The 24,377-nt window shown below is 51.0% G+C and carries 17 protein-coding genes; 4 read left to right on the top strand and 13 right to left on the bottom strand.

What is annotated here, in order from left to right; translation table 11 throughout:
* Positions 1 to 397: 397 nt before the first annotated feature.
* The 8 genes from CEK71_RS11300 to msuE form a co-directional block, all read right to left on the bottom strand.
* A complete protein-coding gene (locus tag CEK71_RS11300; protein ID WP_088619481.1) occupies positions 398 to 1,141 on the bottom strand; it encodes an ABC transporter ATP-binding protein in 744 nt (247 codons plus the stop codon).
* A gap of 63 nt (positions 1,142 to 1,204) precedes the next feature.
* The gene (locus CEK71_RS11295) at positions 1,205 to 2,542 is read right to left on the bottom strand and encodes an ABC transporter substrate-binding protein (RefSeq protein ID WP_088619480.1); all 1,338 of its coding nucleotides are present in this window, start codon (positions 2,540 to 2,542) and stop codon (positions 1,205 to 1,207) included.
* 93 nt (positions 2,543 to 2,635) lie between these two features.
* Positions 2,636 to 3,703, bottom strand: coding sequence for a branched-chain amino acid ABC transporter permease (locus CEK71_RS11290; RefSeq protein WP_088619479.1), 1,068 nt, complete (start codon positions 3,701 to 3,703; stop codon positions 2,636 to 2,638).
* An 11-nt stretch (positions 3,704 to 3,714) separates the two neighbouring features.
* On the bottom strand, positions 3,715 to 4,596 hold the full coding sequence (locus tag CEK71_RS11285; protein ID WP_088619478.1) for a branched-chain amino acid ABC transporter permease: 882 nt from the start codon (positions 4,594 to 4,596) through the stop codon (positions 3,715 to 3,717).
* An 18-nt stretch (positions 4,597 to 4,614) separates the two neighbouring features.
* The gene (locus tag CEK71_RS11280; protein ID WP_088619477.1) at positions 4,615 to 5,391 is read right to left on the bottom strand and encodes an ABC transporter ATP-binding protein; all 777 of its coding nucleotides are present in this window, start codon (positions 5,389 to 5,391) and stop codon (positions 4,615 to 4,617) included.
* Positions 5,388 to 6,551, bottom strand: coding sequence for an AMP-binding protein (locus CEK71_RS11275; protein ID WP_088619476.1), 1,164 nt, complete (start codon positions 6,549 to 6,551; stop codon positions 5,388 to 5,390). The genes CEK71_RS11280 and CEK71_RS11275 overlap by 4 nt, the downstream gene beginning before the upstream one ends.
* Before the next feature lie 45 nt (positions 6,552 to 6,596).
* Positions 6,597 to 7,685, bottom strand: coding sequence for a dimethylsulfone monooxygenase SfnG (gene sfnG / locus CEK71_RS11270; RefSeq protein WP_088619475.1), 1,089 nt, complete (start codon positions 7,683 to 7,685; stop codon positions 6,597 to 6,599).
* 58 nt (positions 7,686 to 7,743) lie between these two features.
* Entirely contained in the window at positions 7,744 to 8,289 is a 546-nt protein-coding gene (gene msuE, locus CEK71_RS11265) for an FMN reductase (RefSeq protein WP_088619474.1), read from the bottom strand.
* Positions 8,290 to 9,405: 1,116 nt separating this feature from the next.
* On the opposite strand from msuE, the gene CEK71_RS11255 reads away from it, so the two are divergent.
* Together CEK71_RS11255 and CEK71_RS11250 are read left to right on the top strand one after the other, a co-directional pair.
* The gene (locus CEK71_RS11255) at positions 9,406 to 10,326 is read left to right on the top strand and encodes a response regulator (RefSeq protein ID WP_088619472.1); all 921 of its coding nucleotides are present in this window, start codon (positions 9,406 to 9,408) and stop codon (positions 10,324 to 10,326) included.
* A 56-nt stretch (positions 10,327 to 10,382) separates the two neighbouring features.
* Positions 10,383 to 13,931: a response regulator gene (locus CEK71_RS11250; protein ID WP_088619471.1), complete on the top strand. Its 3,549-nt coding sequence runs from the start codon at positions 10,383 to 10,385 to the stop codon at positions 13,929 to 13,931.
* A gap of 25 nt (positions 13,932 to 13,956) precedes the next feature.
* On the opposite strand, the gene CEK71_RS11245 is transcribed toward CEK71_RS11250, so the two are convergent.
* Genes CEK71_RS11245 through ssuD form a run of 3 tightly spaced genes read right to left on the bottom strand, consistent with a single transcriptional unit; the run spans position 13,957 to position 17,204 of the window.
* Positions 13,957 to 14,808: an amidohydrolase family protein gene (locus CEK71_RS11245; protein ID WP_088619470.1), complete on the bottom strand. Its 852-nt coding sequence runs from the start codon at positions 14,806 to 14,808 to the stop codon at positions 13,957 to 13,959.
* A 19-nt stretch (positions 14,809 to 14,827) separates the two neighbouring features.
* On the bottom strand, positions 14,828 to 16,042 hold the full coding sequence (locus CEK71_RS11240) for an acyl-CoA dehydrogenase family protein (protein ID WP_088619469.1): 1,215 nt from the start codon (positions 16,040 to 16,042) through the stop codon (positions 14,828 to 14,830).
* Between the two features lie 16 nt (positions 16,043 to 16,058).
* Positions 16,059 to 17,204 carry an FMNH2-dependent alkanesulfonate monooxygenase gene (gene ssuD / locus CEK71_RS11235; protein WP_088619468.1) on the bottom strand — a complete coding sequence of 382 codons (1,146 nt, stop codon included), beginning with the start codon at positions 17,202 to 17,204 and terminating at the stop codon, positions 16,059 to 16,061.
* A 465-nt stretch (positions 17,205 to 17,669) separates the two neighbouring features.
* On the opposite strand from ssuD, the gene CEK71_RS11225 reads away from it, so the two are divergent.
* Both CEK71_RS11225 and CEK71_RS11220 read left to right on the top strand, forming a co-directional pair.
* The gene (locus CEK71_RS11225) at positions 17,670 to 18,875 is read left to right on the top strand and encodes an acyl-CoA dehydrogenase family protein (protein ID WP_088621586.1); all 1,206 of its coding nucleotides are present in this window, start codon (positions 17,670 to 17,672) and stop codon (positions 18,873 to 18,875) included.
* Positions 18,830 to 20,002: a sigma-54 interaction domain-containing protein gene (locus CEK71_RS11220; RefSeq protein WP_269766545.1), complete on the top strand. Its 1,173-nt coding sequence runs from the start codon at positions 18,830 to 18,832 to the stop codon at positions 20,000 to 20,002. The genes CEK71_RS11225 and CEK71_RS11220 overlap by 46 nt, the downstream gene beginning before the upstream one ends.
* A gap of 388 nt (positions 20,003 to 20,390) precedes the next feature.
* On the opposite strand, the gene CEK71_RS11210 is transcribed toward CEK71_RS11220, so the two are convergent.
* Positions 20,391 to 21,833 carry a hypothetical protein gene (locus CEK71_RS11210; protein ID WP_088619465.1) on the bottom strand — a complete coding sequence of 481 codons (1,443 nt, stop codon included), beginning with the start codon at positions 21,831 to 21,833 and terminating at the stop codon, positions 20,391 to 20,393.
* Positions 21,834 to 22,132: 299 nt separating this feature from the next.
* A complete protein-coding gene (locus CEK71_RS11205; RefSeq protein WP_088619464.1) occupies positions 22,133 to 24,190 on the bottom strand; it encodes a putative bifunctional diguanylate cyclase/phosphodiesterase in 2,058 nt (685 codons plus the stop codon).
* Positions 24,191 to 24,377: the final 187 nt, after the last annotated feature.

Here is a 24,377-nt window from a genome sequence, read left to right as displayed (position 1 = left end):
GGTTTTTACATGCAGAAAAGCACATAACCCGGCATTCTTGCGACAGCAAAGCGGAGAGCCAGCAGTACCCTTACCGAAGACGGTGAAGTAGTGGCACAATGGCGGTTGTGGAACAACGTACAGGGCGTAGATGCCGCCACTGTTGCCCTCTGGTTACGGGCATTTATTTACAGAGGCCGTCTTAAAATCCAAAGATCAAGCCTTATTGCATCCGCCCAAAGCGGATCAAAAGGCTCACCAGATTTAAGCGATGCGGATGTGGTGTGGATGTGGAAGCTAGCGTATACCCTTAATATCTTGATGATCGAGTTGCACCTACTAAAAGAATAGCAAACGAAAACGCTTTATCTCCGCCTTAAGCGATAAATTTAGGGTTTCTTTATGACGTTTTATGTGCTTAACCTGCAAGATAAGACGCTAACAGTACCTCTGATTGGTTGATATGCCCGGCATCGCCTTCGCTACTAATTCGGCCATTTTCCAAAATATAGGCATAGTCGGCATACCTCAGCGCTGCCCCCGCATTTTGTTCGGCGACTAAAAAACTCATGCCCTGTTCGTCCCGGAGATTTTTGACAATGGCAAATATCTCTTCGACAATCTGGGGTGCCAAACCCATGGAAGGCTCATCCAGTAATACCAATGTAGGTTCGCTCATCAAAGCACGGCCTATTGCCACCATTTGCTGTTCGCCCCCGGAAGCGTACCCGGCCAAATTTTTCCGTAGCAGTTTAAGCCGTGGAAAATAATGGTAGATGCTTTCTAAGAGTTGGTTTAATTTGTGCCGGGAGGGGTTGTGGACAAAACCGCCCGTGAGCAAATTCTCTTCAACGGACAGGTGGGCAAAGCAATGGCGGCCTTCCAAGACTTGCACCAAGCCCCTTTCGACCAAGGTTGCAGGCGGCGTAGTGGTGATGTCATTACCCTGATATTCGATGCGGCCATCGACAACCTCCCCGCGCTGGGCCGAGGCCAAGCCAGAAATGGCTTTTAGTGTGGTGCTTTTCCCCGCCCCATTCGCACCCAGCAACGCCACTATGCTCTGCGGGGCAACCGAAAGCGAAATGTCTTGTACTGCAAGAATCACTTTTTCATAGATCACTTCAATATTTTGGATATGTAATAGCGCACCGACTGGCATGGGCAATCTCCTAGAGTGTTAGGCAGCGGGCGCAGGATTTGCCCTGCGCCCGGTAAAGCAAGCTTAAGATTCTTTGGCGCAATCACGCGGGGTGATGCCTTTTTCTTTGGCATATTGATGGGATGATTTTTCAATAATAGGCCGCAGCAACTCACGGTCTGCCTGCACCCAATCCGAAATCACATGCCATTGGCTGCCGTCCCATTGTTGGAAACGCACGGCCCCGCCCCCTTCATGGTCGGCGCAGCTTAAGGTCAGGGGTTGGACCAGACCTAATGCCCCCAATTCCGCCAAACGCTTATCATCCAATTTGATATTTTCAAAACCCCAACGGACTTCTTCGCCGGTTAACGGACGTTTGCCGTATTTATTTTGCGCCACCCGCACCGCTTCGACATTTAATATGCCGTTCACGACCCCCAGATTGTAATAGACCGTGCCGAAGCGTTTGGGGTCTTCCAAATTGCCTTTTTGGGCATCGACAACGTATTTTTTAATGTCTTGCAAGACCTGAAAATCGGTGCCGGACGGATGGGTAGTAATGGCGATAAAGCCTTTGGCGGCATTGCCCGCAGGGGCGGCATCATCTTCGGAGTTGCTCCAGATGTTGCCGATAATGTGGTCGGCAGGAAATCCAGTTTTTTGGGCGGTTTTTAACGCCACCGGATTCATCACGCCCCAACCGCGCAAGATCACCCAATCCGGTTTAAGACGGCGGATATTCAGCCATTGCGATTGTTGTTCGTTACCCGGATGCGGCACTTCCAACAAGGTCAGTTTAAAGCCGTATTTTTTCGCCAACAGTTCTAAAATAGGGTTGGTTTCCTTACCGTAAGGCGAACCATGATACAGCGTGACGATTTTTTTGCCTTTCAGCTTCTCCAAACCGCCGGATTGGGTGCCGATATAATTGATGATGGCCGACACTTCGCTGTAGGGGTTTAATTGCAGCGGAAATACATAAGGGAACACGCTGCCGTCGGTGGAATCTGTCCTGCCGTGGTTAATGGTAATCAAGGGCAGCTTATCGGCGGTCGAGCGGTCCAGCGTCGCATAGGCGATGCCCACTGACAACGGGTTGGTGGCCGCTGCGGGCGCACCGTTTAAGCCTTGTTTGAGGCGTTCATAGCATTCCACGCCTTTTTCGACTACATATTCGGTTTCGCATTCGCTCCAAGTCAGCTTAACACCGTTAACGCCGCCATCTTTGAGGTTGACATACTGGAGATAATCAATAAACCCGCCAAAAAACCCCGATCCGCCAGCGGCATAAGGCCCTATCCTATAGCTTTGCAACGGAAAATATTGCTCCCCTTCGGCGTGGGCGGCATTGACGGTGAGTGCGGCGCCTATGCTTATCGCAATAGCCAGTTTTGAAAATTTGGTTAAAGTGCTTTTCATAAGTTGATACCATTTAGTTGAGTAAGACAGTTAAAAATTAAAACGGCTGATTGTTAAATTTGTCCCTTTCCTTGGGATAGTTGGCTAAACCTGTCAAAAACGTAGCGGCCAGACCTGCAAACGTTGTTTGCAGGTTTGGTAAATCTTTGCCAGGCCATCGGGTTCTTTAATCAGAAAAAAGATGATTAAGCCCCCAAAGATGATTTTTTGGCAGTTCTCCAGTTGCCCCGCGTCAATCGTATCGGCCAACAAACCGCTGGCGATATGGGAGAGCAAGATAGGTAACAGGACAATAAAGGCGGCTCCTAAGAAATTACCCAAAATACTGCCCATACCACCGATAATGATGATGAAGAGAATCTGGAAAGACCGGCTCAAATCAAAACCATGCGGCTCCACCGTGCCCAGATAGCAAAAAGCCCATAAAGAACCGGCGATGCCCAGATAAAAGGAACTGATGGCGAAGGCCAATAATTTGGCTTTGGGAAGGGCGATGCCGATCACCTCCGCCGCCTTGTCCATATCACGCACCGCCATCCAGTTCCTGCCCAATTCACTGCCGACGATGCTTTTTGCCAAAAATCCCAGTGCCACGACGACCGTCAGGGTGAATAAATACCGTCCCTGCGGTGAGCTGAAATCGTGGCCCAGTATCACCAAGGGCGGGGCGGTAATCACCCCTGACGAACTGTCATTGGAAAACCAAGCAAAGGTGGTGAATACCCAGAGCACAAAGAATTGGGCAGCCAAGGTTGATACCAAAATGTAGAAGCCTTTAATCCGCAAACTGGGTAAGCCAAACACCACCCCGGTCAACCCGGCCACCACGCCGCCCAAAAGGAGGCTCAATAAAAACGGCAAGCCTTCGATGCGCAAATGGCTGTTATAGGCCGCGAATGCGCCGACGGCCATAAAGGCCGCCGAGCCTAAAGACAACTGCCCGGCATAGCCCGTCAACAAATTCAGTCCTAAGGCGGCTAAGGACAACACCAGAAAAGGGATTAAAATGGCGCTGAACCAATAGTCATTGCCTAGCCAGGGGATTAACAAAAACGCCGCCGCCAACAACAAATAAAACGCCCACCGCTCCTGATACAAGCGAAATATCCGCCGATCCGCTGGGTAACTGGTGCTAAATTGGCCTGATTCCCTATACAACATGGTCGCCTCCTTTACACCCGTTCGATTTGGCGTTCGCCAAAAATGCCCGTAGGCCTGACCAGCAAAAACAGCATCGCCAGCATATAAGGGAACCAGTTTTCAATGCCGCCACCGATATAAGCCCCCAAAAAAACTTCCGCGAGCTTTTCAGAAGCGCCGATAATAAGCCCGCCGACAATCGAACCGCTGATGGAGGTAAAGCCACCAATAATCAACACCGGCAAGGCTTTCAGCACCACCAGCGATAAGGAAAACTGCACCCCCAAGCGTGCGCCCCAAAGCAGCCCAGCCACCAAGCCGACAAATCCGGCTACCGTCCAAACGATTAGCCAGAGTTTTTCCAGTTTGATGCCGACTGCCAGCGCCGCCAATTGATCGTCGGCAACAGCGCGAAGCGCGATGCCGGTACGGGTCTTATTGAAAAAGACCGACAGCACCAGCACTAAGATCCCGGCGACGCAAGCCGCAAAAATATCGAACTGCGACAGCAACATGCCCTGAAATTCGAAAGGCTCATCATTGATGCCCAAGTCCAGGCCATGCACTTGCGCCCCCCACAGCGATTGCGCCAAGCCTTCGATGATGTAGCTCAAACCCAGGGTCGCCATGAACAGGGTGATGGGCGGGCGGTTAACCAATTTGCGCAGCACCCACCGCTCTATCGTCCAAGCTAGCGCCACCATCGCCAGCAGCGTCAGGACAAAGGCCAGCCAGAAACTAATGCCGCGCTCCAACAAGCTGACAAACGTCAGGGCGGCGAACAGCACCATAGAGCCTTGGGCGAAATTAAACACCCCGGAGGCTTTGTAAATCAGCACAAAGCCAATGGCGACCAAAGAATACATGACCCCGGCCAGCAAACCGCCCAGCAATACCTCAAAGAAAAAACTCATCGTCGTCACTCCCTATTATTAATGTCTTGTGCCCAGATAAGCGGCAATCACTTCGGGGTTGTTACGGACCGCCTCAGGCGGGCCATCGCCAATTTTTTTGCCATAATCCAAGACGACCAAGTGCTGTGACAGTGCCATCACCACACCAATGTCATGTTCGATCAGGACAATGGTGGTGCCAAACTCCCGTTGGGTATCGATAATAAAACGGCTCATTTCCGCTTTTTCGTCCCTGTTCATCCCCGCCATCGGTTCATCCAATAACAGCAACTTAGGCTCTGCCGCCAATGCCCTGGCCAATTCCACCCGTTTTTGCAGGCCATAAGGCAAGCCACCCACCAAACTGCCCCGCCACGGCTGAATCCTTAAAAATTCGATGATTTCCTCGGCTTTTTGCCGCTGCACCAGCGCTTCCTTAGGCGCACGGCCGACATTAAAGGCTTGCTCCAGCCAACTGCTTTGGACTTTTAGGTTGCGCCCGGTCAGCACGTTATCCAGTACGCTCATGCCTTTAAATAAGGCGATGTTTTGGAAGGTGCGGGCAATGCCCCGCTCGGCGGCATGGTGCGGCCTCATGGCGGTGCGGATTTCCCCGTCATAAGTAATGATGCCGTCATCAGGCTGATAAACGCCGTTAATCACGTTAAGCAGCGAACTTTTACCCGCCCCATTAGGGCCGATCAAGGCGCAGATTTCCCCTTCGGCGACGCTAAAACTCATGTCGGTAATCGCCTTAACGCCTTTAAACGACAGCGAGATATGCTCAAGCGTTAACAGTGGGTCGCGGGCCGTCATGCTTGCGCCCCCAACTGGGTGAGGCTGTCATCAAGATAGCTATCCTGAAGGACATGTTTAGGCTTGGGGCTATTGGGGGAGGGTTGCCAATCGCAAGCATCCGGCCAGTTCCTGACCCTGATACCTAGGGCGGCAAAAAATGCGGCGGACGGTTCCGGCAACACCTCCCCGACCAATAAGGGGACGCGGGTGCGGCTAAAGCCGATCACATCCCGCAGCGGCCTTATCGTTAACCAATAAGCGAACAATTTATACCAAGGCTTGGTCTGGGCCGGTGCGGTCAGCGACCAATCCAAGAAAGCCCGCCGGACTGTACCCGGCAACGGCAACCGCGCGTAGATCAGCGCTTCCAAACGTTGATAGGTTTGGCTAGTGCCGGCCACTAGGGTAGGCCCTAGCTCGCGCCTGTCTATATCGCGGGTATTGATATTTTCGGGAAAATTCAGCGTAAACCCAGCCAGCAGCCACGGCGCCAGCAAGTAACGCAGATGTCCGCTGGCGGCAAACGCCCTAGCGGCCAAGGCCTCTTCCTGACTTGTCAAACGCTCCTGCTTAACCAGCTCGCGGCCTTGGTTTAACAACTGGTGGTGGGTCAGGTTTAGCCGCTCCACTTGCCCGTGCGGGTCCAGACGAAAAAACACAAACGCATCATCATGGGCTTGGGCGATGGGCGGGCTAATAGAGCCAGCATTAGCCGCGCCCAGCCATTGGGCATAAGGCTGTAAACCACCTTGCCGATAACCGGACAAGCCCCGTGCATCGGCATAAATGATCAACGGCGGCTTAAGGGCCGATTTTAGGGCGAGGTCGACTTGGCATTGCCCTTCGGCAAAAATGAAAGCGGGTTGTAACCTTGCTAACAGGCTCAGGGTATCCGCCTCGCCAGCATTAGGGTCTAACGGGGTAGCACTGCCGCCCAACCAGTGCGCGGCAATGGCAAGCAGCAGGGCTTCAGGCCTTGGGTCAGAGAGCAGATACAAGGTGTCACCCCGCGCAAAGCCCTTGGCTTGGAGCGCCGACACCAGCGAGGCGATGTCATGGCGCAGCTCAAGCCAGCGTTTTTCCTGCCAGATACCCCGTTGTTTATGCCGTAGCGCGACCTTAACAGGCTGTTCGCTGGCTTGATAATTTAGCCAAAAAGGCAAGGTATCCGCTGTCATAATCGGGCTCCTTAGTTGAGGATCGGGGATAAATCAGAATGCCGCCTAGGCCGCCAAGGCGATTTTTTGTTCTTCCAGTTCGCGTACCAGCGGCAACACCTTCTCGCCGAAGTAAGCCACCTCTTCCTGAAAATGCAAAAATCCTGACAAAATCAAATCGACACCAACCGCTTTAAGGGCGACGATGCGTTCGGCAATCTGTAGCGGCGTACCGATCAAATTCGTCTTAAAGCCATCGTTATACTGGACTAAATCTTCAAACGTGGATTTGGCCCAGTTGCCTTCGCGTTCAGGGCTGGATGCGCCCGCCTGTTTGGCTTCGTGGCCGAAGGCATTAACGGCTTCCGGGTTGGCCTTGTCGATAATTTCCGCCAGTACCGCTTTGGCTTCCTCTTCGGTGTCCCGCGCAATAATAAAGGCGTTAATGCCGATTTTGACCGGGTGCTTATGGGCGGCGGCTTTCGCCTTAATATCATCAATTTGCGCTTTTATGCCTTCTACGGTATTCCCGTTGGTGAAATACCAGTCCGACACCTTGGCGGCCATGTCACGCGCCGCCCGCGAGCTGCCGCCCTGAAATATCTCAGGATGCGGGTCTTGCAGCGGCTTGGGTTTTAAGGAAAAATTGTTGATGCGGTAAAAATCGCCTTTATAGGAAAAGTTATCGGTCGTCCAAATGCCTTTAAGGACATCAATAAACTCTTCAGAACGGCGGTAACGCTCGTCATGCTCCAGCCACGGTTGGCCTATGGAGACAAATTCGCCCTTAAACCAGCCCGAAACAATGTTCACGGCCACCCGTCCGGCCGTCAGAATATCGATAGTGGCTATTTGCTTAGCCACCAAAACCGGGTCCCAAGGCCCCGGAAGAATCGCGGCAATGACTTTCAGGTGGCTGGTCGCCGCCAATAAGGCATGGGAAAATGACACCGATTCATGTTGATATTCGGCGCCATAACCGGCGATGAAACGGATTTGGGTAAGGGCATATTCAAAGCCGCTCTGTTCGGCGATTTGCGCCAATTTGCGGTTATAATCAATATCCCAACTGGTGCGCTGCTCAATGTCGCTCACCACCAAGCCGCCGCTGACATTAGGCACCCAATAAGCAAATTTGATAGGTTCGGAACTCATAATTTTTCTCACTTAATTAATGGTTTAAAGATTTTAGGTTGCCCTAAACAACGCGCTGTTATTGTTGCCTGGGCTTCAAGAACGGCAAGGCTCTGGCTACCGCCAAGTCAATGCGCTCATCCAAGGCTTTACTGGTGACTTTATAATCGGTGAAATCGGCCTCTGTCCCATAAACGCCAACCGGTAACGTTAAGGCTTGGAAAAAGCTGAACAAGGGGCGGAGTTGGTGATCAATAATCAAGGCATGGCGGTCACTGCCGCCTGTGGCCGCCAACAATACCGGCACATCAAACAAGGCCTCATGATGGACAAGATCAAACAAATGCTTAAACAAGCCCGTATACGAGGCGCGGTAAACAGGTGTCGCCACCACCAGAAAATCTGCCGCTTCTATAGCAGCAATATCGTTTTGGATGCTGTCCGGCAATTGGGCGCGTGCCGAAACCGCCCCTAGGCTTGGGCTTATTGCCCCCAGTTCAATCAGATGCAGGTCTATGGCGATGTGTTGGCCAAGACGGGCAATAATCTCTTCCACAACGGCCAAGGTTCTGGACGGTTTACCCGCACCGCCGGAAACGGCCGTCACTTTTAATTTCTCACTCATTATTCACTCCTAGTTTAAATGTGCTTAAGTCATTGCCAGATAAAGCGAAAGCAACGCTTATATTGACAAAAGCACTTACTATGCCAGTTATTTTTTCCATTAAAATCAATATATTATTGCGTTTTTAGAAAACCTTTAGGCGTTGAATATCAGGCGGCGTTGCTGCTCTATCGCTGCTAAAGCAGCACTGGCTTTTTTTAAATGATATATCTGATGTTACGCGGCCACTTTTGCGATATTGAAAAATGTAGTGATGAGTCGCTGCCGCGACGTTTTTTAATCGGGTTCTCGCACCCGAAGGCGAGATACTTTCTTTTGCTCCGCCAAAAGAAAGTATCCAAAGAAAAGGCGGCCCGATTGCCGCTTGATCCTGCGCTTCTCGGTTTTGTCGGGGGTCGGCGCGGCAAACGGGGGTAAAGCCCGTTACTGCGTAACATCAGTGATATATTTGTTATTCCCGACCTATGGCCGGGCTTACCGAAAGCCTAGACCGATTAAGCGAATAGCTTTGGGGGAAATGCGTGGGTGTTGATGAAAAAGCACAAGACTGGGCTTGTATGAGAAGGGTAGGATTTTTTGCTGGTGTCGCAAATTATTCAATCTTGGGAGATAATTTGCTAACGTCTATTGTTTGGACTGATGTGACGCGGGTATTTTCTGAGGTTTAAAAAATCGGCGGCGTGGATGTTGCCACCCTAGCCGCCAATACCGTAAAAAAAAGAAATGGCTTCCCATAGCAGCCTTCACAAGATTTAAGATGTGGACAGGCCAAAGCCTTAAGGATTTGCCGGGAAAAATGATAACCTAAAAAAACCGCCGTTTTTACCGTAACGAAGCGTCTCAAAAAAGTGGTAGAATCTGGGCGATCAGCTTTAGGGTAATTGTGGATGGCCTATTCGGTTACTTGGGAATGGTCGGCAGTTCATAAGACATCGCCTCCTAAGAAGCCTATAATAGGTTTTGTCCGCCACCTCACGCGATCCGTACTAATCAATGCAGGGCTTTATCGCCTAAAAAGCGCGTGAATACACCACTGACAGGTCAGCAAAGCGCTAAGCAAACTTTGTTGATGGCCTTAACGACATTCCCGATTTTGCTAAAATCGAAGCAGGTAACTTGGAACTTGAGCGCATCCCCTTTAACCCCCGGCAATTGCTGGCGGAATTGTTAGACATTTTCCGCCCGCCAGCGCGTGGTAAAAACCTAGCGGTGCTGGCCGATATTGATGCGGCTGTGCCGGAAAACTTAGTGGGCGATCCTAAGCGCTTACGGCAAATAATCGCCGGCCTGCTGTCTAACGCCATCAAATACACCCAAAACGGCCATATCAGCATCCGCTTACAAGCCACCGCAACGCCCGGCTTAATCCAAGCAAGCATTAAAGATACCGGGATCGGCATTAGCAAACCTGCCCAAGACACGTTGTTTACCGCCTTTAGCCAAGCGGACATGGCAACGCCCCACCCGTTTGGCGGCATAGACTTAAATTTGGCAAGTTGCGCCCATCTGACCCGGATGATGGGCGGACGAATTTGGGTAGACAGCGAGCCCGGACAAGGGGCGACGTTCCACTTTACCTTTCTGTCTTGGCAAAGCCCACCGCAACAGACCGCCCCGCTCCCTACCCATACCGACAACACGGCGGCTTTGGCGCATTTGCGGCTCTTATTGGTTGAGGACGACTTACTAAACCGCACCATTGCCGGCAAACTCATCGCAAAAATAGGCATTAAGCCGGATACGGCAAATGATGGCTTACAAGCGTTGGTACAAGTCGGGCAAAATACTTACGATATTATCTTAATGGATATGCAGATGCCTAATATGGACGGCCTGACGGCAACCCGCCATATCCGTGCCATGGGCCATATCCACCAGCCTTACATTATTGCCCTAACCGGCAACGCCCTTGATGAAGACGCACAGGCTTGCAAAGCCGCAGGTATGGACGATTTTTTAAGCAAACCTATTAACACCAATACTCTGTTTGCTAAATTACTGCACTATGCCGCAGCTAGCCAACCCCATGTCCCTTAAAAGCGGTTAATTGGACTTGGCAAAGCCGACAACAACTTATCCCTAAAGGTCTGACCATGAACAAACGGCATAGCGCAACGCAACAATTAAACCGCCGGTTTCTGCTGTCGTTATTGACCATCAGCCTAACCATTTTTTTGGTCGAAATTGCCGTGATGCTGGTATTGGATTTTTATCGGCAGCATATCGCCTCTTTAACGGTGTACCAAGAAGCGGCAATCGACGCGTTGCTGATGTGTTTGATCAGCGCACCGTTATTATGGTTTTTCGTCCTGCGCAGGTTAGTCGTGCAAATCGGCTTAGAACGTGACGTGGCGCTAAAACAAACCCGCCTGAATGCCGAATTGCGTAGGGCGATGGATTATCATTCCTTGGTCAGCATCGCCAACGCCCAAGGGCAGATTATCCATGCCAATAAAATATTTTGTGAGGTGTCCGGCTATTCTTTAGAGGAATTGTTGGGTAAAGACCACCGTATCATCAATTCCGGTTATCACGACAAAGACTATATCCGTACTATGTGGCAAACCATCCGCCAAGGCCAAATCTGGCAAGGGGTGTTTTGCAACCGTCGTAAAAACGGTAGCCTGTATTGGGTGGACAGCACCATTACGCCGTTAAAGGACGAATATGGCCTGATTTACCAATATATTTCCGTGCGCCAAGACATTACCGCCCAAAAACAAGCGAATGAACAACTCATTATGCTGATGCGGGCGGTCAATGCCAGTGCCGATATGATCCTGTTGACCGATGCGGCCCGACACATCCACTATACCAACCCCGCCTTATGCCGCATTAGCGGCTGGCCGGAAATGGCGTTGCAGGGTAAAACCCCCGATATTCTCGATAGCCCCCATTGCGACAAGGCCACTCTGGCGGCCATGGATGCCGCCTTGGGGAAAGGCGAAAGTTGGTCAGGGCGTTTGCTGCAACGGCGCAAAGCCCCGTTGCCCTTCGCCATCGCCGGACAAACGCCGCCGCCAGATCCGCAAGACTACTGGGTGGAACTGAACATTAGCCCAGTCGTCAATAGGGACAGCAGTTTGGCGGGCTATGTGCAAATCCAACGCGACATCAACGCGCAAGTGCAAGAGGAAATTGCCCGGCAAATGGAAATAGAAGATACCGCCGCCTGCCTCGCCATTGCCGAGCTGTTACAACAATCCGCCCCTTTGGCCGAGCGGTGCGGGCAAGTGCTGGATATACTCTTTAGCTTGCAGGCTTTCGGGCTGCAACGTAAAGGCGGGGTGTTTTTGCGCCCGCCGGAAGAGGATTGCCTCCACCTGTTTGTGTTGCGCGGACAATTTAGCGAAGAATTCATCCGCAAAGAACAGCGCGTGGCCTTGGGCGACTGTTTATGCGGACGTGCCGCCGTATCGGGCGAATTGCTGATTTCCGACGATTGTTTCTGTGATCCCCGCCATGAACACACCTTCCAAGGGATGCAGGCGCATGGGCATTACATTGTACCGATTGTCGCCACAGGCGGGGTTTTGGGCATCATTTTCTTGTATACCACACCCTATCCTGCGCATTTGCCCAAGCGCATCGCCATGCTGAAACAGGTCGGCGAAATGCTCGGTATCGCTGTCCTGCAAGACCGCGCCCAAGCGTCTTTGGAAAAAGCCCGCGATATGGCCATGCAAGCCGCCTTAGCAAAAAGCGAGTTTTTGGCCAATATGAGCCATGAAATCCGCACCCCCATGAATGGCGTATTGGGTATGCTGGATTTGCTCCGCGATACGGATATGTCGGCTAACCAATGGAGTTTACTGGAAACCGCCTATTCTTCGGCAGAAGCCCTGTTGGTCATCCTCAACGATATTCTGGATTTTTCCAAACTGGAGGCGGGTAAGGTCGAACTGGAACACATTGATTTCAATTTGCCGGAATTGGCGGAAGATGTCTGCGCTTTATTAGCCGTACGCGCCCATGCCAAAAATTTGGAACTCAACTGCTTTATGCCCACCGAACTGCCTAGCTTTTGGCAAGGCGATCCGGGCCGCATCCGCCAAGTGCTGACCAATTTAATCGGCAATGCCGTCAAGTTTACCGAGTACGGGGAAGTGTCGGTCACCGCGCAGTATTTGCCGGACAGCTTAGGGCAACATCGTGTGCGTTTTGAGGTGCGTGACACTGGCATCGGCATCGCCGAACCCGCCCAAGCGCAATTGTTCCAAGCGTTTTCCCAAGCCGAAAGCAATACCTCACGGCGTTTTGGCGGCACGGGCCTGGGCTTGTCGATTTGTAAAAAAATGGTCGAACTGATGGGGGGTGACATCGGTCTGCAAAGCGCCTCAGGGCAAGGCACTTGTTTTTGGTTTACCTTGCCGCTACAGCCCGGCCAAGTGCCGGTAACGGACAAGCCGCCTACAGATATTGTCGGCAAACGGGTGTTGATTGTCGATGACAACGCCACCAACCGGATGATCTTAAAACATTACCTGACTTACTGGGGGATTGTCGCCAACACCGCCGACAGCGGCAGTGCCGCCTTAGCCGAACTCCACCAAGCCCTGACCGACGGCACGCCGTACCATCTGGCGTTATTGGATATGCACATGCCGCAAATGGACGGCCTAAGCTTAGCGCGTCTGATCACCGGCACGCCCGCCTTAACCGATTTGCCGCGCATTATGCTGACATCCGGCGGCCTGCTCAACGATGCCGAACGCCGGGATTTAGGCCTTGCGCAATGTCTGCTCAAACCCGCCAGACAAACCCAATTGTTCGATGCCATTAGCCATGCCTTATGCGACGATGGACAAACCCTCTCGCCCAAAGCCAAACAACCACCGCCCAAACCCAGTTATGCGGGTAAAAAGGTCTTAGTCGTTGAAGATAATCAAGTTAACCAAAAAGTCATTATCGGTATGTTGGCGAAATTCCAAGTATCCCCCGATCTGGCCGATAACGGCAAACTGGCTTTTGACAAATTGCTGCAAACCACCTACGACCTCATTTTGATGGATTGCCAAATGCCCATGATGGATGGCTATCAGACCACACGCGAACTGCGGTTACTGGAAAAAGGCCGTAATTTTCCCCGCCAGACCATTGTCGCCTTGACCGCCAACGCCGATAACAACGAGCGGACAAACTGCTTAGCGGCGGGTATGGATGATTATCTGGCAAAACCTTTTACCCAAGAGCAATTGACGGCCATGTTAGCCCGCTGGTTAGGGGCAGATGCAGCAGAGTACCCTGATACCGAATCCGCGCAAGCCTTGCCGGCCCCCACCACCCCGGTTTGGGACAGGGCGGTGGCCCTACAAAACCTGGCCGATGATGAAGAGCTGTTACTGGCGATGCTGGCGGTATTTCTCGACCAAGCCCCAGGGCAACTGGCCGACGTGCAAAAAGGGGCGGCAACGGCTGACCTGCCCTTATTGGCTAATACCGCCCATAGCCTGAAAGGCTCGCTAAGCTATTTGGGGGCGGAAGACGCGCGGGCCTGTGCCGGGGCTATTGAAGCGGCGGTGCGTAACCAACCCCCCGCCGATTATGGACAATTGTGTACAGAGTTGCAGCTAAAAATCACCGCGTTAATGGCGGTTTTCCGGCATTATCTGGCAGATAACTCAATAGAGGGCCAAACTTAATTTATCAAATTACAAGCTCTCATTTTCACACGGCGATTTTTAGCAGCTGCCCGGCATTTTGATAAAACACCTTGTCCAAAACAGCGTCTTTAAACCCCAATGCGGCGAAGTCATCCACGGTCTGTTTCATGTCACGGAACGGATAAGACGACCCGAACAGCAATTGCTCGCCTAAGAAAGCATTGGCGGCTTCGACATAAAGGGCCGAACCCGGTTGAAAAATATACATATCGGGAACCAGATAGATATTGGCATAGCGGAATGCCGCTCCGATAACTTCATTGACAAAAGGGTAGTAACCATGAAAACAAATGATTTTCAGCAGCGGGTATCTTCGTGCCAAGCGGGCGACGGCATTGGGGTGTGCGTAAGCAAAATTGGGCGTGGTCGGGCCGCTCATTAGGCATACCGGCACATCCAAACCGATACAGGCCTCATAAACCGGAAACAGCGCGGGATCATCGGCCTGTACGGGCGGCTCGGCAAAGCCCGGCTCGATATTAATGGCTTTAAAGCCCAATTGTTTAACTGCCCGGACAAGCTCGGCAATGGCATCGTCTTCGCCCCGGCGGAGGATATCCACCGACCCGATACCGACAAATTGCCCGCTGCTGGCCACTAAGTCGGCAATGGTATCATTATCGATGGTCAGGCCGGGCGTTTCCCGACCGACAATCACCGCCTTATCCACGCCAGCTTGGGCGATTTCCGCAAGATAACCTTCTAAGGTATAGGAACGCCGGAAATGCTCCGGCTCTTTTGAGCCCACCCGCTGATTAAGCCATTTGGCGGTCTGATAACCCGCCGAATCGGGGTTAGCGCCGAAAAAGTCGTGGAGAAAAGCCGGACGGCTGCGCATATCAATTATTTTTTGCATAGTGTTGTCTTTCCGTCAGTTATGAGTAAAAACTATGGGCAGGATAATTGCCGTTTAAGGCCCAATCCCCCAAATCCCTTAGCTTATAATCGATAGGGTCGTGTAAGGTGTAGACCCGCAAATTGCGCCAAAACCTATCCATGCCCAGCTTGGCTGTGGTCGCCCGGGCGCCCGCCACTTCAAAAATGCGTGAGGTCACGTCCAAGCCCGCCTTGGTGCTGTTGACCTTGGCGGAAAACACCGCAAGGGCGACTTCGCCGCGTTCGGCATCGGTCAAGGCCAACCCCTTGCCCCACGCATTGTCCAACAAGGCCGCGGCATGATCGGCCAGTAACCTCGCCCCATCAATGCTGGCCCAAAATTCGCCATAATGTAACAACGTATACGGATCTTCCTGAACAGTCTGGGCTAAAGAACCGGACCAAACGCGGGAGCTGGTTTGGGTGTATTTTTTACCTTCTTGCAACGCCCCTTCAGCAAGGCCGATATAGATGTTGGTAAAAATCAATTGGGCAACCATAGACCTGAGGCTGGAAAAAGGCGAGCTTAAAGGCCCCGGATTAATCAACAATTCCTGCTTTTCCACCCTCAGGCCTTTAAATTCAACGCTGCCGCTGTCGGTTTGGCGTTGCCCCATATTATCCCAATCGTCATGCACATAAATGCCCGCCCGCTGGGTTGGCACGGCGGCGACGATAAATTTTTTCGTATCGGCGGTGATGGCCGACACAATCAGACGATCCGAATCGGTTGCCCCTGAGCAAAAACTCTTAAAGCCATTAAAGAGCAGATGCTCTGCGGCTTCGCTGGCGATGGTTCGGGTGTCCAAGGGGTTAAGGGCATTGCCCCACCATAAATTCTGCGCCGCCGTTTCTTTAAACAAGCTTTGCCATTGCTCGCCACTACCGTATAAACGGATTGATGCCAACATCAAAAATTGGAAGGCGAACACATGGGCCAGGGAGCTGTCAGCCCGGGCAATGATACGGATGATTTTGTAAATGTCCGGCCATGCCAAACCGTAGCCACCGAATTCTTTAGCAATCGACAGTTTCAGCAAACCGCTATCGCGTATGGCCTGCCTCTGTGCCAAAGGAGTGCCGCCTTGTTTATCGCGCTCGGCGGCGGTTTCATAGAAATACGCGCTAAGCTGCTCCGCTTGCGCAAACAGTTGCGCGGTGGTGGGTTCGGTTAAACGGGGGTTAATGGGAATTTCTTGAGCGACTACAGCCATGGGGGCAATCCTTGTTTTATTCTGCGGTTACTGGGTGTTGACGTTTAACGTTGACCGCGCCAAACGGGCCGGTCAGATTGGTTTTTATACCCGTTTCAAGCTCCGGGTTCAATTCGACCGGCAATAAGGGAAATAACAGCTCGGCGACACGGTAAGCCTCTTCCAGATGCGGATAGCCGGAAAAAATAAAATACTCAATGCCAAGGTCGGCATATTCTTTTATCCGGCTTGCCACTTCTTGCGGATTACCGACTAAGGCCGTACCCGCCCCACCTCTGACCAAACCCACGCCGGCCCATAAATTAGGCGACACGGTCAAGTTATCGCGTTTACCGCCATGCAGATCGGTCATTTTTTTTTGCCCCACCGATTCAAATCCGGCAATGGCGGCTTGTGCCGCCGCTATCGTCTCATCCGTCACTTGGGCGATCAGCCCGTCGGCGGCGGCCCAAGCTTCGCTGCTGGATTCCCTGACAATAATATGCAAACGGATACCAAATTTTACTGTCCGGCCTAATATGGCCGCTTCGGCGCGTACCCGGTTTATTTTCTCCGCCACGGCGGCGGGCGGTTCACCCCACGTCAAAAACACATCAATATGCTCGGCACTTAAGCTGATGGCGGCATCGGAGGAGCCGCCCAAAAATAAGGCCGGATAGGGTTTTTGTACCGCACCGGACGGCAAACTGGCACCTTCGACGTTGATAAACTCCCCGGAAAAATCGATTTCCTCGCCTGCCAGCACTGCTTTCCAGACAGTTAAAAACTCCCCCGCTTCCGCATAACGCTGGTCATGGCGTAAAAAGCTGCCGTCAGCCCGCTGTTCCGCCGGGTCGCCCCCGGCCACGACATTAACCAATAATCGGCCACCAGAAATCCTATCCAGCGTCGAGGCCATCCGCGCCGACACCGTGGGCGAGGTAAACCCTGGCCGGACGGCAACCAGAAATTTTAGTTGCTTGGTTTGGTTAATCAGGGATGACGCAATCACCCAAGGATCTTCGCAAGCGCGTCCAGACGGCACTAATACCCCCTTGAACCCTAGACTGTCCGCAGCTTGGGCAATTTGCTTAAGGTAGGAGTAAGTAACCGGCCTGACACCTTTTTCGGTACCCAGATAACGGTTATCCCCATGTGTGGGTAAAAACCAGAATATTTCCATTTTAATAACCTATAGTAAAAAAACCTCTGCTAGAGAGAAGCAGTTACTATGCCAGCAAAATTTCTTAATAATTTCATGGTGCTACTGCGATTGGCCTAGGCACTTTGCTGCTGATAAAGCAGACACGCCCATCCGTCGCTGCTTTATCAGCATTTTGCTGCTAAAGCAGCTAAGTCCGCCACCTGCCATCTGCAAGTCACCTGATTCCCAAGACGTAAGCTTCGCGGCCGCTTATTTTGTCGGTATGCTGTACCGCACCTGCTTCTCTGGCAGCATTTTGCCTATCCATACCGTTAAATTATCAGCAAATGACACCGATATTGAAATCAGCTAGGGTTATAGAAACTCAGATAAGGCCTTCACTGCTTTAACAGCACAGAGTTTTATAAAATAAAGCTGTTTGAATGAAAAAATTGGCACTGATTATGCTTTTGCCTTAAAAATGGCTAGGAACACTGTATGGATATGAATAAATTCACTGACAACGACTCTCAAGAAAATACCGCCGAACAACCAGATCCCTTTACTATCGCCAAGCGCTTAGCTGAGCTATTTGCCCTGACCGTCGTCGAAAGGGACTATCTGGGAGGGACACCGAAGCAGGAGCGTGACGAAATCCGCAACAGCGGCTTGTTGGCGTTAATTATCCCGAAAAAGTACGGCGGACAAGGCGCGAATTGGGTCGATACCATGCAAATCGTCAGGAAAATCGCCACTGTCGATAGCTCGCTGGCGCATGTGTTCGGGTTCCAGCATCTGATGCTGGCGACGGTGCGGCTATTTTCAAAACCGGAACAATGGGAGCGTTGGTTTGAGCAAACCGCGCAATTGAATTGGTTTTGGGGCAATGCCCTCAATCCGCTGGACACCCGCTTAACCGCCAAACCTTTTCTTGGCGGCTACGAATTTTCCGGCAAAAAAAGCTTTTGTTCGGGGGCGATCGATTCGGAAATGCTCATCGTCTCCGCCATCGCCACAACGGACGGCAAGCTATTGATTGCCGCCATTCCGACCACGAGGACAGGCGTTTCGGTCATACAGGACTGGGACAATATCGGCCAACGCCAAACCGATAGCGGCAGTGTCATTTTTAAAAAAGTCCGTGTTGAAGACTATGAAATACTTGCCGAACCCGGGCCGTTAAGCACCCCTTTCTCTTGCTTACGCCCCTTGGTTGCCCAATTGATCCTGACGAACATTTACTTAGGCATTGCCGAAGGGGCTTTTGAGGATGCCCGGCAATACACCTTAAACGAAGCAAGGCCTTGGCATTCGTCCAACATGGCGGCGGCCAACCAAGACCCGTATATCCTCAACCATTACGGCAATTTTTATGTCGGGCTTGAGAGCACACGGGTGTTAAGCGACCTGGCTGCGGCCAAATTGGACAAGGCTTGGCAACAAGACACGCAACTGGGCGAAGAAGAACGCGGCGAGGTTGCCATCGCCATCAGCTCGGCAAAAGTGCTGGCGACCCGCACAGGGATGGACATCACCAGCAATATGTTTGAAGTGATGGGCTCTAGGGCCACCCACGGCGGCTTAAGGCTAGACCGCCATTGGCGGAATTTACGGACACACACCCTCCATGACCCTTTGGATTACAAAATTAAGGAATTAGGGGAATGGATACTGAACAAAGCTTACCCAAAACCGACATTTTACTCATGAATAATACTAGCAAACCTTTTTTCGAATTTTTTCCTGAGCAAAAAATAGCGAACCAGCCGATAGAGAAGCAAAATAACTTGCTTACCCTACCGAACCCCCATGAACTGACGACCTCCATCAGGGCGACGGCACAAGTCTTTGAAGACCCCAAATCCATCGCCCTGCTTAACCAGATAAAAATGATCGCCCCCAGTGATGCCAATGTGCTGGTGATCGGCGAAACAGGGACGGGCAAAGAGCTGATTGCCCGCTATATCCACGAATTGAGCCACCGCAAAGATAAGCCTTTTGTCGCCGTAAACTGCGGTTCCTTATCGGAAAGTTTAGTGGAAAGCGAATTGTTCGGCCATGAAAAAGGTGCGTTCACGGGCGCATTTTCCAGTAAGGCCGGCTGGTTTGAAGCCGCCGATACCGGAACCTTGTTTCTGGATGAGATCGGCGACTTGCCGCTGAGCATTCAGGTGAAATTGCTCAGGGTGCTTCAGGAACGCGAGGTGGTAAGGCTGGGGGCGAGGAAACCCATCCCCATTAATTTAAGGTTGGTGGCGGCGACCAATGTGCGCCTGGAAGAAGCCGTGCTGGCGGGGCATTTCCGCGAGGATTTGTTCTATCGCCTGCGGGTTGCGCATCTGGAGTTGCCGACCTTAAGGAACCGCCCCGGGGATATTCTCCCTTTGGCGGAATACTTCGTTGCCGAATACCGGCGCAGGCTAGGCTATAATGACATCACCTTGGACGAACAGGCCAAACATAAGCTGTTAAGACATACTTGGCCGGGCAATATCAGGGAATTGGAAAATGTCATACATTATGCCCTGCTCATTTGCAAAAACCATGTCGTCCGCAGCGAAGACCTGCAATTGTCCTGTATGCAGCTACAAAAGCCTAGGGAAAATAATGTCTATGGCCATGAAGCGGAATCTAATTCACGCCTGAATGATGCCCTGTACCAATTGTTTGAGACGGAAAAAAAAGACCTTTATAACCATTTGGAAGAAAGCATTATTAAGGCGGCTTATAACTATTGCCATAACAATGCGACCCAAACCGCCAAATTACTGGGGGTTAGCCGTAATATCGTCAGGGCGCGGTTAATCAAAATGGGGGCGATTAGTGCAATCAGATAAATGGCTACTTTTTTGTCGCCCTTAGTTTGGTTGTATTCCTAATACTTGATGATCGGGTATAAAAGCCTAACAAATTCCCCCTTTTGTGCGGGTTCCCAAGCTCCGGCTTGGCAACCAGCCTACAAGAAGCTCCTGCTTCGAGAATTCCAAAAAGACTCAGCGGCTACGCCAAACTTTGCGAGCCTATCTGAACGGCATAGGGAAATGTTAGTGTCCAGAATTCCCGAAGCGAGAGCTTCGGAAAGCAAGGTTCCCAAGCCGGCGCTTGGGAACCAGCGTCTGTAATATTATTCGGGGCGGGTTTTATGAAAAACTTGATGATCGGGTATAAAAGCCTAGCAAATTCCCCCCTTTGGTACCTTAGCCGTACCAAAGGGGGGAGCGGCATTTAAAAATAAACCTGCGCTTGGACGCGTAAACGGCTATCGTTCAAGGTATGGTCTGCCCAATCTTTACCTGTTATATAGCTATAATCGGTCTGCAACTTGAAATTGTGCTCGTAGAAGTAATAGTTCAGCCCCACTGAACCGACGGTTTGATTTTTGAACGGGCTGCCGTCTTGGTATTCGAACAACACTTGGTTGGCGGTACCGGCCAATTCTAAGCGTTTTGGCAACACATAATAACCCGCCTGCCAATACCAACCGTAATCGTTGGTCGTGGAGGGGCCGACAATGCGTTGCAGGCGATTGTTTTGCCGCCAAAAGAACGCCGCTTCCGTGCTGAAATACTGATACCGATAACCGATGTCCGCCGTGCCGTTATAAGTGTCCGTACCGACACTGACGTTCTGTAAGCCGGAACTGGCATCAACCGGGTTGAAACCAAACGCGGCGCCGACGGATAATTGCGGCGTGCCGATACCCGCCGGGGAGGTTTCCTGCACATAATCATAAGGGGCCAGCACGTCATAGACGATACGGCCGATCCCGGCAATTTTAGTGCCGACATTTTGTTGCGTCCCTGAATCCAACGCCCTAACACCATTACCTGCGGTCAGGCTCAATGTCCATTTGCCGGGTTTCCACATCGCTTCGGCACCGGGCGTTCTCTGTAAACTAAACGCATATTCGGGGGCTTGTAAGTCCATAAACAAGTATTTGCCTATGTCGGTATAAAATTGCCGGGAATATTGCGGCAAAATACGTCCGGTCTTAATGCCCACATCACCCAATTGATATTTGCCCCACCAGTCAATGGTGCTGACGCTGCTGTTATTGCTGAGCGTGCTGGTCTGATAGAAAAAGAAATACGACAGTTTGGGGTCAAATGCCGTGCCTGAGAAAAACAACCTGCCCAGTGCCAAGTCGAAGGTTTGGTTATCATTGCCAGCCGCTTTGTTGGGCAAACTCAAGGTATATCGGGATTGGGCCAGCCCATTGATGGTCAAAGAAAATTTATTGTCTTGCGTCCGCAGGCTAAAGCCGCCGTCATAAAAACCTTTCAGATAACGTTCAACCGGGACTTTCGCAGCCACCGGATCTTCCACATCGGCTTGTTCTTGGACATTACGGCCCTTGGCCGTCGGCGTGTCCTGGACAACTGCGGTCTTGCCGACAGTATCCTGATACTTAGGGGCATTCCTGGCGGCTTCGCGCTGTTCCAATTCTTGCAGGCGTGTATTCGTCACATCAAGCTGCTGTTGATATTCCTGCATTTGCTTGCGCAGCAGCACGGTTTCCTTGCTGACGCCTTTGGCCGATGCCAAAGAAGGCGACAAAATGCAACCGACAATCAGCGCGTAACTGACACCGTGCCGGACATTTTGATAGGGATAGGCAAGTGCTTGCCTGTTGTCGTGCAAGGGTTGGTTGGTAGGTAAGTTATTCATAGCATTTTTTCCTGAGTTTTAGATTAAAGACACTGATTTTCATTAAACAGGTGTTTATCTAGTAACGCAGAAAACATGCCATGCGGTTTTTATGTATTTTTTATATTATTTTTCAATAGCTTACCATAAATAAAAAATAATTTTAGCAAATTACCGATGATAGGGAAATGCTGCTATTTTGTTAAACTTGCTGATCTGCCGCCGCCCTATCGGCGATATTATGCTCTCATTAATTTGCACTTATACTGTGAACGGCTAAGTTTTCGGTTTGAGGATTCACCGTTTCGGCCTAATATTTTTTAAGCTCTATTTTTATTCAGTAACACCATCAATGCTTTTGCCGATAAGGGTTTGCTGAAATAGTAGCCTTGAAATTCATCGCAGCCTAGCTCATGCAGAAAAGCTTGCTGATAAGCCGTTTCCACACCTTCGGCGACGATTTTCAGGTTTAGACTGTGGCCCAGTGCGACGATGGCCTTAAGAATGGCGGCATTCGTCGGCTCGGTTTCCAAATTGCCGACAAATACTTTATCAATTTTTAACCTGTCCACCGGAAAATCTTTTAAATACGCCATACTGGAATAACCGGTACCAAAATCATCAATTGCCAACTTGATACCTAACGCCTTAAGGTCATGCAAAGTTTTGATGAAGTGGCGGGTATCTTGGACCAGGCAGTTTTCGGTAATTTCCAACTCCAGACAGTCCGGCGCCAATTTCGAGCTTTTGAGTACGGATTTTACCGTACTGACCAAGTCTGTTTTGCGGAACTGTCGCGGCGAGACATTAACGGCAATAGTGATGGGTCTTCCTAAAACGTTTTTGAACTCGACCGCTTTCCGGCACGCCGTTTCCAGCACCCAGCGGCCTATTTCTTCAATTTGCCCGGTCTCTTCGGCAATCGGAATAAACTTTACGGGCGGGATTAAAGGCTCGCCCAGCCGTTGCCAGCGGATCAGGGCTTCGACACCGTACACGTCACCGCTCTTTAAATCGACTTGAGGCTGGTAATGCAGAATGAATTCATCAAATTTTATTGCCCGCCGAAGCCGATATTCAATTTCGATGCGCTCAGTCACGACTTTATTCAGCTGGCGGGTATAAAATTGGAAGTTATTGCGGCCTGATTCTTTAGCCTTGTACATCGCCGAATCGGCATGTTTCAGCAGGGTATTGGGGTTGGCTCCGTCATCAGGGTAAACGCTAATGCCAATACTGCATGAAACCACAAAATCACGCCCTTCAATCATACAAGGTGCGGCCACTGCGGTGAGGATGCACTCCATGCTTCTGGCAATGTCCTCAATTTTTTTCAGGCCAGTCAGGATCAGCACAAATTCATCCCCGCCTAACCTGATCACAGTATCGGTTTCATGGGCGCACCGGACCAGGCGGTTTGCCATCGTCACCAGTAAGCCATCACCAATATGATGCCCCATACTGTCATTGATGAATTTAAATTGGTCGAGGTCAATAAAGGCCACCGCCAATTTACTGCCATTGCTATCGGCAAAGCTCATACATTGCAACAGCCTATCGGCAAGCATTGTCCGGTTAGGCAAGCCTGTCAAGTTGTCGTGCGTGGCTTGATATTCGATCATTTGTTCGTAATTTTTACGCTCGGAAATATCTTCGACCGTCCCTTCATAAAAGCGCAGCTTGCCCTCAGCATCATAGACTTCGCGGGCATTTTCGCTGATCCAAATGATGTCGCCATTTTTACGGTAAACTTGTGATTCGAAATTTTGGATTTTTCCGTGCGCCGACATTAAAGCGATAAATTCGGCGCGTTTGCTAGGGTCGACATACAACTGCTTTTGAATGTCGAGTATGCCCCGCACCAAATCATCCGGGGAGTCGTAGCCGTAAATCTGGGCTAAGGCAGGGTTAAAATTAAGATACTGCCCGGAGGGGCTGGTTTGATATATGCCTTCACTGGCATTTTCAAAAATGGAACGGTAACGCTCTTCGGCATCGCGGGCCGCTTGTTCGCTTTGCTTGTGGCGGGTGACATCCTGAATAAAGCCTTCCAATGCCAATAACGCCCCATTGCCATCAAATAGCGGGCTACCGCTTTCCTGTACCCAACGGATAGTCCCGTCGGCATGGACAATCCGGTATTCCAGTTCAAAGCGTTCTCGGCGGTGCAGCGCATTTTCTATTAGCGTCCGCACCCAGGCGCGGTCATCACTATACGTTAGCTCTTCATAGCTTATCCGCTGATTTAAAATCAGGTCTTCGGTATCGTAACCCGTCAGCCGCCTACAGCCGTCGCTGACAAACAGCATTGTCCAGTTCTCATCCGGCAGGCAACAGTAGACCATCCCCTTAAGATTGCTCATAAGGGTACTTAACATACGTTCCCTGTCCTCCAGCAAGCTGTTCAGACTGGGGTTAAATCTTATGGATAGCACAGACGGGGGCATTTAGCTTTTAGGATGGGGACGTGTGAATAACGTGATGCTTAATAACAAGCAATATTTATACCGCGATATAAAATCTGAACAACTTCCACTATTTCGCCAGCGATCCCTAGTTCTTAAA

This window comes from Methylovulum psychrotolerans, assembly GCF_002209385.1.
GTDB classification, from domain to species: domain Bacteria; phylum Pseudomonadota; class Gammaproteobacteria; order Methylococcales; family Methylomonadaceae; genus Methylovulum; species Methylovulum psychrotolerans.
This window is presented reverse-complemented; position numbering and strand designations above follow the sequence as displayed.